Origin of the sequence: Variovorax brevis (assembly GCF_030317105.1) — a bacterium.
Classification (GTDB): domain Bacteria; phylum Pseudomonadota; class Gammaproteobacteria; order Burkholderiales; family Burkholderiaceae_C; genus Variovorax; species Variovorax brevis.
The window spans coordinates 94,620-107,224 of the sequence record NZ_JASZYG010000015.1; the positions used below are offsets into that span (position 1 = coordinate 94,620).

10 protein-coding genes and 1 pseudogene are annotated in these 12,605 nt (G+C 66.4%); 2 read left to right on the plus strand and 9 right to left on the minus strand.

What is annotated here, in order from left to right:
- Positions 1 to 103: 103 nt before the first annotated feature.
- The 4 genes from QTI66_RS31440 to QTI66_RS31455 all read right to left on the minus strand — a co-directional run bounded on the left by QTI66_RS31440 (position 104) and on the right by QTI66_RS31455 (position 4,618).
- Positions 104 to 928, minus strand: coding sequence for a GntR family transcriptional regulator (locus QTI66_RS31440; protein WP_286564275.1), 825 nt, complete (start codon positions 926 to 928; stop codon positions 104 to 106).
- Between the two features lie 167 nt (positions 929 to 1,095).
- Positions 1,096 to 2,187: a lipid A-modifier LpxR family protein gene (locus QTI66_RS31445; RefSeq protein WP_286564276.1), complete on the minus strand. Its 1,092-nt coding sequence runs from the start codon at positions 2,185 to 2,187 to the stop codon at positions 1,096 to 1,098.
- A 234-nt stretch (positions 2,188 to 2,421) separates the two neighbouring features.
- Positions 2,422 to 3,162: an MgtC/SapB family protein gene (locus QTI66_RS31450; RefSeq protein ID WP_286564277.1), complete on the minus strand. Its 741-nt coding sequence runs from the start codon at positions 3,160 to 3,162 to the stop codon at positions 2,422 to 2,424.
- A gap of 13 nt (positions 3,163 to 3,175) precedes the next feature.
- On the minus strand, positions 3,176 to 4,618 hold the full coding sequence (locus QTI66_RS31455) for a patatin-like phospholipase family protein (protein WP_286564279.1): 1,443 nt from the start codon (positions 4,616 to 4,618) through the stop codon (positions 3,176 to 3,178).
- A gap of 241 nt (positions 4,619 to 4,859) precedes the next feature.
- Between QTI66_RS31455 and QTI66_RS31460 the strand changes: the two genes are divergently transcribed.
- Both QTI66_RS31460 and QTI66_RS31465 read left to right on the plus strand, forming a co-directional pair.
- Positions 4,860 to 5,252 (plus strand): PRC-barrel domain-containing protein, encoded by a 393-nt coding sequence (locus QTI66_RS31460; protein ID WP_286564280.1) that lies wholly within the window; start codon positions 4,860 to 4,862, stop codon positions 5,250 to 5,252.
- A 35-nt stretch (positions 5,253 to 5,287) separates the two neighbouring features.
- Entirely contained in the window at positions 5,288 to 5,578 is a 291-nt protein-coding gene (locus QTI66_RS31465; RefSeq protein ID WP_286564281.1) for a hypothetical protein, read from the plus strand.
- Here QTI66_RS31465 and QTI66_RS31470 read toward each other — a convergent pair.
- From QTI66_RS31470 to QTI66_RS31490, 5 genes and pseudogenes are all read right to left on the minus strand, one after another.
- The gene (locus QTI66_RS31470) at positions 5,575 to 6,054 is read right to left on the minus strand and encodes a hypothetical protein (protein WP_286564282.1); all 480 of its coding nucleotides are present in this window, start codon (positions 6,052 to 6,054) and stop codon (positions 5,575 to 5,577) included. The two genes, QTI66_RS31465 and QTI66_RS31470, sit on opposite strands and share 4 nt — an antisense overlap.
- A 106-nt stretch (positions 6,055 to 6,160) precedes the next feature.
- Positions 6,161 to 6,844: pseudogene (locus QTI66_RS31475) on the minus strand (DUF3141 domain-containing protein).
- Entirely contained in the window at positions 6,822 to 9,920 is a 3,099-nt protein-coding gene (locus QTI66_RS31480) for an efflux RND transporter permease subunit (protein ID WP_286564283.1), read from the minus strand. The pseudogene QTI66_RS31475 and the gene QTI66_RS31480 overlap by 23 nt, the downstream one beginning before the upstream one ends.
- The gene (locus tag QTI66_RS31485) at positions 9,917 to 11,035 is read right to left on the minus strand and encodes an efflux RND transporter periplasmic adaptor subunit (RefSeq protein WP_286564284.1); all 1,119 of its coding nucleotides are present in this window, start codon (positions 11,033 to 11,035) and stop codon (positions 9,917 to 9,919) included. The genes QTI66_RS31480 and QTI66_RS31485 overlap by 4 nt, the downstream gene beginning before the upstream one ends.
- 29 nt (positions 11,036 to 11,064) lie before the next feature.
- Positions 11,065 to 12,576 carry an efflux transporter outer membrane subunit gene (locus QTI66_RS31490; protein ID WP_286564285.1) on the minus strand — a complete coding sequence of 504 codons (1,512 nt, stop codon included), beginning with the start codon at positions 12,574 to 12,576 and terminating at the stop codon, positions 11,065 to 11,067.
- Positions 12,577 to 12,605: the final 29 nt, after the last annotated feature.

Consider the following 12,605-nt stretch of genomic DNA (forward strand, 5'->3'; position numbering starts at 1 on the left):
CCACATGTTGCACCTCAAAACCTAAATGTCTAATGTTAGAAGTTTAGGCACGATGTGCGGGTTCATGCTCAGGATTAACCCTGGTGCTCAGAACAAGGGGGCTTCAGGCGGGGTTGCGGCCGCCAAGCCGGCGCCGCGCAGGCTCGGTGATGCCCGGCACCGCCTTCAAGGCGGACACGGGAACGTCGATCTCCGAGACGAAACGGTCGCCGCGATACCAGGTCACGCCCGCGTACAGCACTTCCCCCTTGGCATCGACGAGGCGCCGCGACATCTTCGCCACGGGCGAGGCGAACGGGATCTTCAGCATGTCGCACACCGGATAGTCCCCAGGCATCACGGTCATGCGCTGCCGCGCACGCTTGCAGCGGGGGCCGAGCTCATCGAGCACCGCGGCAAGGAGCTTGCGCTTGTGCACGACATCCTTGGGCAGGGCATCGTAGATGGCCGACGGCACATAGATCTCGGCGTAGCAGAACGGCTCGCCGGAATAGTTGTGCAGTTTGCGCACGCAGACGTTGTCATCGGCGGACCGGTCGTCGGCTGCGAGAAGGTCAAGTGGCATCCGCACGCCGCGTCGGATCTCCAGGATCTGGAAGGCCAGCGCTTCCGGTTCGGCGAACGGATCGTTGATGGCCAGCTCGATGTCGCCGGTGGCAGCCGGTAGTGCTGCAACGTGGGTGCCGACCCCGCGCTGGCTGCGGATCAGCCCCTCGCGCGAGAGCAACTCGTAGGCCTGCCGCACGCTGACGACAGCCACCCCCAAGTCGGCCGCGAGCTGCGTGATCGGCGGGAGTTGCGAACCGAGTGGGTACTCGGCTTTCGCAATTCGGTGCCGCAGAAGTGATGCCAGCCGCTGGTACTGGGCGACGCCGCGCTCGGTGCCGAACTCCTGCGACGGGGTTCCGTTGGTTCGATCGTTTGTCATTCCAAATGCCTAACTTTGCAATTATGCATCGGTATGGGGCGCGAGACGCCGCAAGCGTCCCCTGTAGCAACGGCATTCGAACCCTTGGCGCGCCACGCAGATCGCGGCAAAAAATCGGCCGTGTGGCTGCGTGGAATGCATGCCTCAATTCATGCGCATGCCATAGGTCACCGATCCGTACGACTGCTGTCCATGGCTCGACTGGACCAGCGGATTCGCGCTCTGCAGCGAGAAGCTCTGCGATGAATGCTTCCAACCGTACGCGATGCCCGCCATCGCGGCGAATCGCGATTCGCGCAACTGCGCAGTCGCGCCGGAGGGGGGTCGTCGCGAATGCCAACGTGGTTGAAGATGCGGTGTGCCGAGAGTCCGGCGCAGGTAAACCAGCCGCGGCCGATCACGAAGGGATTGGCGCTCGGCGCCGCGACCCGTGCCACTGTCGGGAAGCTGCGTTCCAGGCCCACGCGGAGCGCAGCATCACCGTGCCACCGAGCGAGGTCTCGAGGTCTCGAGGTCTCGAGGTTGCAGAGGTTGCCGAGGGCGCCGCCGGCCAGCGCGACGAGGTCGCCGTTGGCCTTGCCGGCTTCTGAGCCACTGAGCGCAAAGCGCCACGCCCGGTACCGTTCCATGCCCAACAGTGCCTTGCTGGAGACTTGGCTGTCCCAGCCCTCCGGGCGGTCCGCGCCCACGACGCGATGAACGAAGCGCTGCGTCTGCTCTGCACCGGCGGCCGGCCCGATCACGCCGATGTTGACTGCCGTCATGTCAGCCATGTCAGCCATGTCACCGTGCACGTACACCTGCGCGGAGCGGAACATCAGCGCGCCGACATAGGGCGCGTCTGTGGGGTCGGGCTTGCGCACCGTGAGGTCGCGCGGAGTCACCATGATCTGGCCCAGTGTCGAGGAAGCGAGCGTCGCCTGCGGCAGGCCGAGCCAGCCGGCGATGGGCTTCAACAACAGAGATGGTTCCACACTGCTTTCGCCGCCTGGCGAGGTCACCCGCATGATCGAAGCGAAGATGCCGTTGGTGCAGCCGCCGCCATCGTGCCCGAAGTAGAGGTCGTTCTGGAACAGCACGGAAGCGAAGCGCTCTTCGGCGAAAGCCGGCGCTGCGGCGGCGCAGCCCAGCACGGCGCTGGCGATCAGGAGCCGGCGGCTGCGCAGCATCACTCGCGTCCATGCGATGCGAAAGGCACGGATCGGCGATGCGGGCTTGGTGGTGTCGGAGCGCCCGGGGACTGCGGCGTGTTGGCTCATGGGTCGTGGGGTCTGATGTGCGTTTACGCATTGGCCGCTGCGAAACGATGGTGCTCTGGGTCAGGATTGCGATCCGGGCGTTGCTGGACGCGCTCAAGCACTGCGCCATGCTTCCATCCGCGGATGCGCCACTTGGGGATCACTGGCCCTTCAACGGGCAGTCGAGACAGCCGCTTTGATCAGCAGGGGCATGCCTTCAGGGGATGTGCACGGGAAGTGGAGGTCATGTCGAAATCAGTTCTTCAACGGGACGATGCTGAAGCGGAGCATTTCGTCCGATCGGGAGAGCTCATGCGCCAGGCGGGCAGGAGAAGTGGAGCGCGATCGGTCCAGGGCGATCACCCAGAAGCGCCAGACCGGCACGTTGTCCGCGTAGCTGACGCTGAGGCTGTGGTGCAGCAGGCGATAGCCATGCGTCAGCGCCACCTGGGCCAGTTGCTCCAGATCCGGCGTCGTATCGCGGCAGAAGCTGAGGGACACGTCGAAGACGGTGCGTCCGGGCAGCTTGCGCTCCACCTGGTGGACGAGCGACATTGAGAGCAAGCACAGCGCTGCCATCATCAAGGCCGCCGCATACAAGCCCACGCCCAGCAGCACGCCGACGGCGGACGCGGCCCAGATGGATGCGGCCGTGGTCAGCCCGCTGACATTGAGTCCGTCCTTGACGATGACCCCGGCGCAGACAAAACCCACGCCCGTGACGACCCCCTGCACGATACGCGTTGCATCCGGCATCACCTGTGCGGCCGCACCGCCGTACCACAGCGGCGCATAGCCCACAAAGATGGTGAGCGCCGTCGACGCCATGCACACGAGGCCATAGGTGCGCATCCCGGAGGCGCGGCCGTTGTACGAGCGCTCGTAGCCCATCAGCATTCCCAACAGGAGCGCACCCAGCAGGTTGACGCCGATCAGGGCATTGGCAGCGAGGAAGCTGCCGGACCAATACACCTGCAGGCTGTTCAGCGAGGACATGGCGTGACCCTTTTCATGGCGTCTCCACACCAGGCGATGCGATGCGCGCGGTCATCGACCGCACGCCCAGCCTGCGCCGCAGGCGCTGGAATTCCGGGTTGTCGCGCAGCACCTGTCGGCCAGATGCCTCCAGATCGTGCGCGTGCGCGGGGAGGATTTCAAATGCCGTGGGCACGTCCATCAGCAGTTGCCGCATGCGTGCGTCCTTCAGGTCGTGCAGGCTCACGTTGACCAGGTAAAGTTCCGCGTCTGCGGCAAACGGGCTGCCCGCGCGCCCTCTTGCTTCGCGCAGTTCGCCTTCGAGGCGCTGCACTGCGTCCTTCACCATCTCGGTGGTTTCCTCGCTGAATCGGGAGCCAGCCCCGAAGATCAGCGTGTTGACCACCTGGCCGGCGCTGGGCACGCGGTCGGAATCGTCGATGCCCTTGGCGACGCCGCGCTCGGAGTTCACGGTCACGAGCACGATCGTGTGCACCGAAGCCGGTGGCAGGGTCTGGAACGTGTTCAGGATCGAGCCGCTGGCGATGGTGTGATCCATCAGGCCGCGCACTCCCAGGTTGTCCGCCACTCCTCCGTCGACGAGATGGATGAATGGACGCTCCTTCGCATTCCGGTAACTCTCTGCGATCCGGTGCAGGACGCGGGCCGAGAGGTTCCGTTCGGACGACACGCCCACGTCCAGCCCCGGGGCCTGCGTGCAGGTGCCCGCATGGTTGCGCAGTGTCACCGGGCTCAGCAGGAGAGGCACTGCGGAAGACGCCGCCACGGCGAACGACAGGGGCACGGACTCCAGGTCGGAGCAAATCAGCGCGAACTGCTCCGGTGTGAACTCGAAGGGCACGCCGGTGGTGAGATCCGTGGCCGTGACCAGAAGACGCGGCCAGGGACGGCGCTGGCGCAGGTCGCCGAAGGTCGTGCCGCGGAACACGGTCTCGAGCCGATCGGCAAGGACCTGGGTGCGACCCCACCACGGCGAAGTGAGGCGGTACGTCGAGGCCGGAGACAGCGCCTGGCGGATCAGCCCCGACTGGAAATTCACGAGCAGGAAGTCCGGTTCAAAGCGGGTGAACACCTCGTCCCCGAAGGCCGCGTAGTAGGCTGCGAGGATGCTGCCGCCGGAGACGGCGCTGACCAGCCCCACTTCGTCCAGCAGCGTGGTCTCGCCGCGTTGCGTCTCGAAGCGCGTGGCCTTGAGCTCCTGCAGCACGCCCAACCCGAACGCCGCCGCGCGCGCGCCGCCACCGGAAAGAGTGACGGCCGCGATCACCGGGCGCCCTGTGACCTGCGCATCTACGGCGACCATCGGCCTGAACGCAGGCTGGACACTCGCATCCGGCGCAATCGGCTCGTTGATCCAGGGACGCACTGTGGAACAGGCGGCGAGCAACAGGGCCAGGGCGCAGGCCGACGCACTGCGCGCGAGTCGCGGCGCCTCATTGCAAACATACAGATTCATCGAGCATCCTCGTGCGGTGTTCCGCATGCCAGAAGATAGGGCCGTGGTCGCGCGAAGTCGTCTCGCTGCGGTCGCGTTTCGGTGCCTTTTTGGTCAGGGCATGCGCACCGAATCCGGACCGAACTCAGACGATTCGTCAACGACTTCGCAGAAGGCACCGCCTACGCTGCGGTATCGGCGCCACCCGTGCAGACCCGGCGCCGTAACCCTTCCACCCTTCCTCAGATCCAGGAGAAAAGACATGAGAAACACATTCACAGGCGCACTGGCAACACTTGTCCTCTTGATGGGGGCAGCAGGCGCCCAGGCGCAGGTTGCAGGCTCCACGCTGGTCGGAACTAGCGTCACGCAGGTGCGCGAGATCGCCAACGGCTTGAGCGTCAAGAAGCAGATCCTCGGGCAAGAGGTCCTCAACGAAAACGGCGAAACCGTGGGCCGCATCACCGATGTCATCGTCGCGCCAAACGCGTCCGTCTCTTACGCCATCGTGGGCGCCGGCGGATTCCTGGGCGTGCGCAGGCACGACGTCGCGATCCCGGTGGCACTGTTCAACGTTTCAGGGGACCGCCCGGTGCTGCGTGGCGCGACGCGCGACGCGATCAAGGCCATGCCGGTCTTCGAGTACACGCGTTGACCACAGCGTCGCCGCTCACGACCGGAGGTTTCACCATGCGCCAGGAACTCTCTTCTTCCTTCGGCGAGGCTGTTGCAGCCACGTCCCACGCCGAGCCTGCGTCCTTCGTCCTGCTGTTCCGTTCCCTGGTCCAAAGTGGTCAGGCGTTCGCGTTCGCCTGCGACCCGCACGGGCACGTCGACATGGATGGCATGAGCGAACGGCTGCGAAACAACTACCTGTACGCGCGTGCAATGATCGGCCGCGATCTGGACTTCCCGAGCGTGCACACGCACGTCGAGCCGGCTCGGGCCCAGGCGCAGCGGCCCGGCCCCATCCAGGTCTAAAGTCCGGCGCGGATGGCCTTGAGCTCCCTGCGGCACGCCTCGCCGAACACCTTCAGGGGATCGGCGTCCTGCGAATGCGCAATGCGGCTCACATCTTCCGCCGTCAGGTTGCTGGCGAAATACTGGTCCGCGATGCGCCGCAACAGGCGCTCGGCCTCGGCGAGCACTTCGGCGGAGGCGGTGAGCCGGATGCGATTGAGCAGCGCGTACGCCGGGACGAGCGTCTCCGGCTGATCGAGCGTGTGCGTCAGTGCATCCATCAGGAGCTTGCCGCACTCGGCGATGAATTCGCCGTAGAGAGCCTCGTGCTTTCCGATCTCCATCCGGACCAGTTCGCGCCGGCCGTGCGTTTTCTGGGTGATCCACGCGATCGCGATCGTGGCCGTGCTGCCGGCCAGCGAACCCACTACACCCGCGAGACCACCGACCATGCTGACGTCCATCATCGGCGCTGAGGGCACCGCAAGAACAAGCACGCCGCCAGTGTGCTTGCGACACGGCGGTCATGATCTTGAACGGCTTCTCTTCCTCGCTGCGGTCGTGACCCGGATGCCACGACGCCCGGCCCGGATGCAATGAAGCTCACGCTAAAGAAGGTAGATCGCGGGCATCTGCGCATCGGGATAGAGCGCGCACGCAGCCAACGAGCTCGCACTCGGCCTTGCACACCAACAGCAGCGTCTGGCCAGCCGTCGGATCGCGAACGAAGATACCGATGTACACCGGATGGCCGGCGCTGAGGGCAACAGCCACCTGCGAGCCCTCCTTGAAGCCGCCGACGCCGAGTCAATGGCCACCCCGTGGATCGATGATCAAGCAGGGACGGCGGCGCGCACCCAAATTGACACCGCTTGGCAACACGATGGGCAGCAGCGCGTGGTTGACGGGGCGCTTGTGCGTGCCCCCGTCCATCACGATCTCGTGCTGAAGCTGCGGCGGCAGGCCTTGCCGCTCGTGCTCGACAGTGTTGATCGCGCGCTGGCGCCGCGCGTCGCGGCCCAGCACCTGGCGCTGGGCGAAATCGGCGCCGTACTGCGCAGCGTGCACGCCGGCCTGCCGGAGCGGCAGTTGATTGAGCGAGGCCGCCAGTTGCCGCGCGCCTGCGCGGCGCATGCGTGCGACCAGGTGCTCGACGGCCTCGATGGCCCGGTGCCGCAACGCCCTGGCGATCTCTTTCGGGATCTCCGGGCTTTCGGCATGCCCCATCGCCAGATGTTTCATGGGATCGTTCCTGCGTTGGAGGTCAGGTCGTTGCCAGCACCACATGCTGCCCCTGAGCCGGGCCGGTGCTGCCTGCCGCCTGTCGGCGGACCTTGAACCACGCCGCGTACAGGGCAGGCACGAAGAAGATGGTCAGCACCGTGGCGATGGTCAGGCCGCCCATGATCGCGAGAGCCATCGGGCCCCAGAAGACGCTGCGCGTGAGCGGAAGCATCGCGAGCACCGTGGCGGCGGCGGTCAGCACAACGGGGCGCGTCCGGTGCAGGGCCGCATCCACGATGGCATTCCAGGCGTCGCGGCCTTCCTCCATCTCGGTGCGCACCTGGTCGATCAGGATCACCGAGTTGCGCATGATCATGCCGCCGAGCGCGATGATGCCCAGGATCGCGACGAAGCCGAGCGGGGCGCGGAACACCAGCAGGGCTGCGACCACGCCGATCAGGCCGAGCGGGGCGGTGAGGAACACCATCGCCATCTTCGAGAAGCTCTGCAGTTGCAACATCAGGATCAGCAGGATGGTGAGCACCATCACTGGGGCCACGGCGGCGAGGGCCTTGTTTGCCGTGTCGCTTTCTTCCACGGCGCCGCCCATGTCGACGCGGTAGCCGGCGGGCAGCTTCGCCTCGATGCCCTTGAGCAGCGGCGCGATTTCCTTCGTGACGGAAACGGCCTGCTCGCCGTCCTTGACGTCGGCACGCACGGTGATCGCCATGTCGCGGTTGCGGCGCCACAGCACGGGCTCTTCGAGCTCGTACTTCACCTTGGCCACTTCGGACAGCGGCACGACGGTGCCGGCGCGCGTGTAGATATTCACGTCCTTCAGCGTGTCCAGGTCGAGGCGTTCCTGCGGCACGGCACGCGCGACGATGTCCACCAGGTTCTCGTGCTCGCGCAACTGCGACAGGGTCGCGCCGTTCATCGCGCTCTGGGTCACGAGATTGACGTCGGAGGGCGTGAGACCAAGCGCACGCGCCTTGTCCTGGTCGAGTTCGACCTTCAGCATGCGCACGGGGTCATTCCAGTCAAGCTGCACGTCACGCACCTTCGGGCTCGAGGCCATGACGTGTTCAACCTCGCGGGCAATATCGCGCACCTTCTGGGTGTCCGGGCCCACCACGCGAAACTGCACCGGGTAGCCCACCGCGGGGCCCATCTCCAGACGCGTGACACGAACCCAGGCTTGCGGGAATTCCTTGTCGACCGTGGCCATGAGCCGCAAACGTACGCGCTCGCGCGCTTCCATGTCCTTGGTCATCACGATGAATTGCGCGTAGCCAGGATTGGGCAGCTCGGGCGACAGCGCGAGGTAAAAGCGCGGGGAACCAGCGCCCGTGTAGGCGGTGAAGAACTTGACGTCCTCTTCGTTCTTCAGGATCGCCTCCATGCGCTTGACCTGTTCGGTCGTGGCCTGGAAGGACGAGCCTTCCTTCATGCGCATGTCCATGATCAGCTCGGGTCGCTCGCTGTTCGGGAAGAACTGCTGCGGGACGAACCTCATGCCGGCCAGCGCGAGCACCAGGGCGGCCCCCGTCACGGCGATGATCAGCCAGCGCTTGTCCAGCGCGAAGTCGATCCAGCCGCGCAGCTTGCGGTAGAAGGGCGTGTCGTACGGGTCGCCGTGGTGTTTCTTGCCGAAGTCCTTCGGCAGCATTTTCACCGCGAGGTAGGGCACGATCATGCCTGAGCAGAGCCATGAGAACACCACGGCAATGCCCACGATCCAGAAGATGCCCCCCGCGTATTCGGCGGTGGTGGAGTGCGCGAAGCCGATCGGCATGAAGCCAGCCACCGTGATGAGGGCGCCCGAAAGGCGGGGCATGGCGGTGGCGGAATAGGAGAAGGCGGCCGCCTTCGCGCGGTCCCACCCTCCTTCCATCTTCACCACCATCATTTCGATCGCGATGATCGCGTCGTCCACCAGCAGACCGAGCGCGATGATGAGCGAGCCGAGCGAGATGCGCTCCAGGTTCCAGCCCATCGCGAGCATCACCATGGCGACGACGCCGAGCACCAGAGGCACCGAGATGGCGACGATGAGGCCGGTGCGGAAGCCCAGGCTCAGCAGGCTCACCGCCATGACGATCACGAGCGCTTCCATCAGCGAGCGCTCGAATTCCCACACGGAATCCTTCACGGTGGTGGGCTGGTCGGCGACGCGCTCCAGCTCCACGCCGTGCGGCAGTTCGGCTTGCACCTTCGCGACCGCGTCTTCCACGGCCTTGCCGAGCTCCACGACGTTGCCGTCTTCGGTCATCACGATGCCGACCATCAGCACCTCCTGGCCGTTGTGGCGGATGGTGTAGGTCGGCGGGTCCTGGAAGCCGCGCGTCACTGTCGCGATGTCGCCAAGCTTGATCGTCCGGCCTGCGGCCGTGACCGGCACGTTGCGGATGTCGTCCAGATTCGTGAACTGGCCGCTCACGCGCATGAACACGCGGTCGTCCTTCGTGTCGATGGAGCCGCCGGGCAGCATGGCGTTCTGGCTCCTCAGGCTCTCGGCAATAGCCAGCGGCGCGATGCCGAGCGCGGCCAGGCGCTGGTTCGAGAACTCCACGTACACCTTCTGGTCCTGCTTGCCCAGGAGGTCGACCTTTTTCACATAGGGCGCCTTGAGCAGGCGGCGCTTGATGTCCTCGGAGATGTCGGACAGCTCCGCGTGCCCGATGCCGTCACCCTTGACCGCATAGAGCAGGGAGTAGACGTCGCCGAACTCGTCGTTGAAGATCGGGCCGATGACGCCCTCAGGGAGTTCGAGCTTGAGGTCGGAGAACTTCTTGCGCGCCTGATACCAGGCATCCTGCTGATCCTTGTGCGACGTGCCGCCCTTCACGGTGATCGTCATGCCGCCGTAGCCCTGGCGCGCAAAGGTGACGACCTTGTCGAAGTGGTCGAGCTGCTCGAACTTCTTTTCCATGCGATTCAGAAGCTGGTCCTGGACCTGCTGTGCGCTCGCGCCGGGCCAGATGACCGTGGCCGTCATCGACGGCACGGAGAACTTGGGGTCCTCGAGCTGGCCGAGCCTGGAGAAGCTGAAGACGCCCGCGATCGAGACCACGATGATCAGGAAGAGCACCACGGCACGATGCCCGAGCGCCCATTCGGTGAGGTTGAAGTTGTTCATCGGGCGGCCTGCTTCGTGCTGTCTGCTTCAGCGAGGACCGCACCGGGCAGCGCGACCTTCAGTCCGGGTGCCATCTTCTGCACCCCGGCGGTGACGACCTGCTCGCCGGCCGGCGGACCGGACACCAGCACGTCGTCGTTGCGGTAACCGTGCACCTTGACGGGCAAGAGTTCGACGGTGCCCACCGGCTCCTTCGCCGAGTGCTTGACCACCCACACCGCAGGCTGGCCGCTGGATTGCGTGAGCGCGCTCGCCGGCAGGGACGCCAGCGGCGTCTCCGACAACACCCGGTCAGTCACCAGCGTGGCCGTTGCGCCCAGGGGCAGGGGCTGAGCGCCAGCCGGCTTGAGCCGGGCGCGATAGGTGCGTGTCTGCGCGGCGGCCTGCGGCGACATCTCGCGCAGCGAGACCTCGAAAAAGTCGGCCGGCGCGCTCGCCAGCGACGCCTTGAACCGGGCCGACCTGAACGCCGCCAACTGGTCCTCGGGCACGTCGACGACGATTTCCGGTACGCCCGGGTCGGCGATCGCGACCACAGGCAGTCCTTCGGCGACCACCTGCCCCACTTCCAGGCGAACCGCGGTGACCACGCCGCTGCGCGAGGCGCGCAGCGTCGTGTACTTCAGGCGGTTGCGCGCGAGCTCGAGCTGGCGCGCCTGCGCCCCTTCGGCCGCCTGCGACGTCTCCGCGCCGCTGTGGGCATGCTCGTCGTCGGACACGCTGACCGAGCCGTCGGCTTTCAGCGAACCCAGGCGCTTGCGATCCGATTCGGCCTGGCGGGCCTGCGTGACGGCGGCCGACCATTGCTGCCGCGCGGCCTCCTCGGCCAGTCGGTAGTCGGTGTCGTCCAGCACCGCGAGGATGTCACCCTCGCGCACGAACTGGCCGACATCGACCTTGCGCTGGGCGACTTTGCCGCCCACGCGGAAGGCCTGGTCGACTTCGTAGCGCGATTGCACGGTGCCTGCGTAGCGGTTGGCTTCGCGCACGGCGTCATAGCGGATTTCGGCGGTACGCACCGGACGATGCGCCTCGATGGGCGGCTTGTCCGGGCTGCATGCGGAGAGCATCGCGGCGATCGGCAAAGCGATGACTGCGGTAAGAGTGTTCTTCAAGACAGTACCTCGTGGAAGGGCGACGGGTTTCAGGAATGCGACGCCTGGGTGGCGTCGGCGGAGGTGGATTGCGCTGCGGGCTGGGCGGAAGGCTCGAACACCTGCCAGCCACCGCCCAGCGCCTTGTAGAGCTGCACGCTGTCCAGCAACAGCTGGGTGTTGCTCTCGTTGGCGCTCAGTCCTGCTGCCAGGCGCGAGCGCTGCGCATCGAGCAGCGGCAGCAGGTCGATCTGGCCGCGGTCGTAGAGTGACTGGGCGCGGCCGAGCGCCGCTTGCGCGGAAGCGGCGGCGGTCTGCAGCGACTGCGAGCGCTGTCGTTCCGAGGAGAGCGCGACCAGCGCGTTCTCCACGTCTTCCAGCGCGCGCACCATGCCATCCTCGGCGCGCAGCAGCGCTTCGCGCTGGCCGCTCTCCGCGATGTCGTTGAGGGCCTGCGTGCGGCCCGCGTTGAAGATCGGCATCGCAAGCAGGGCCGCCACGTTGGTGTAGCGGGCAGCACCCAGGCCGATGCCGTTCAGTTGCACGTTCTGGCGCCCGAACGACGCATCGAGGAACAGCCGCGGAAACCATTCGGCTGCGGCCTGCTGGCGTCGCGCATTGGCCGCATCCAGCTGCGCCATCAGGGCAAGCACGTCGGGCCGGCGTTGCAGCAGCGCGGCAGGTTGTCCCGGCCGGGCCTGGGGCACGAGCACGTCGCCGCGCCAGGGTTCGATTTGCGCGGCGTTGAAGGCCTGGTCACCGATCAGCACCGCAATGCGATGCCGCGAGACCGCTGCAATCGTCTCCAGCGGCGGGATCTGTGCGCGCGCCGTTTCGGCCTCGGTCTGCGCGCGCTCCACGTCAAACGAAGTCGCCAACCCGGTGCGCTCGCGCGCCTTCACCAGGCGCAGGGTTTCGTCGCGGGCCGCGGAGATCGCATGCAGGGTGTCGAGCTGGCGCGTCGCGCCGACCAACGTGAAGTAGTTGCTGGCGACGTCGGTCATCACCAGCAGGCGCACGCCGCGCATGCCGTCTTCCACCGCCAGCGCGTCCGCCGCGGCGGCGGCCGCGCCCGCACGCAGGCGACCGCTCAAGTCGATCTCCCACGAGACGTCGAGGCCAGCGCTACCGCTCCTGGTGTCCGGCTGCAACTTCTTCACGGCGTCGCTGTAGCCGCTGCTGCGATCGCTCCCCGAGGCGACGGCGCTGACGCTTGGCATCAGGAAGGACCGGCTGACCGTGACGCCGGAACGCGCCGCCCGCAAGCGCTCGGCGGCGACCTTGACGTCGCGGTTCTCGCGCGCGGCGCGGCGCACCAGGTCGGTCAATACAGGGTCGTTGAAAGTTTCCCACCAGGCGGCCTCGGGCTCGATGTCGGAGGGAGCGCTCGCGGCGAACCGGGCGGGCACGTCGACCGCCGGATGCGAAGCGGGCGTTGAACAGCCCGTGGACACCAAGGTGATCAACGCGGCCAGCGCCGCCACGACAAAGGGACCGGCAGCCCGTTTGAGGGGCTTCGGCCAGGGGTGCTGCAACGGCGCAAGTGCGGATGGATGTGACATCAGAGTGGACTCGTCTGGGTTTGATGGGT

Bases quoted from the DNA above. Each gene is read 5' to 3' on its own strand.
- QTI66_RS31440 (WP_286564275.1), bottom strand. From the start codon at position 928: ATGACAAACGATCGAACCAACGGAACCCCGTCGCAGGAGTTCGGCACC.
- QTI66_RS31460 (WP_286564280.1), top strand. From the start codon at position 4,860: ATGAGAAACACATTCACAGGCGCACTGGCAACACTTGTCCTCTTGATG.
- QTI66_RS31450 (WP_286564277.1), bottom strand. From the start codon at position 3,162: ATGTCCTCGCTGAACAGCCTGCAGGTGTATTGGTCCGGCAGCTTCCTC.
- QTI66_RS31445 (WP_286564276.1), bottom strand. From the start codon at position 2,187: ATGAGCCAACACGCCGCAGTCCCCGGGCGCTCCGACACCACCAAGCCC.
- QTI66_RS31490 (WP_286564285.1), bottom strand. From the start codon at position 12,576: ATGTCACATCCATCCGCACTTGCGCCGTTGCAGCACCCCTGGCCGAAG.
- QTI66_RS31465 (WP_286564281.1), top strand. From the start codon at position 5,288: ATGCGCCAGGAACTCTCTTCTTCCTTCGGCGAGGCTGTTGCAGCCACG.
- QTI66_RS31480 (WP_286564283.1), bottom strand. From the start codon at position 9,920: ATGAACAACTTCAACCTCACCGAATGGGCGCTCGGGCATCGTGCCGTG.
- QTI66_RS31455 (WP_286564279.1), bottom strand. From the start codon at position 4,618: ATGAATCTGTATGTTTGCAATGAGGCGCCGCGACTCGCGCGCAGTGCG.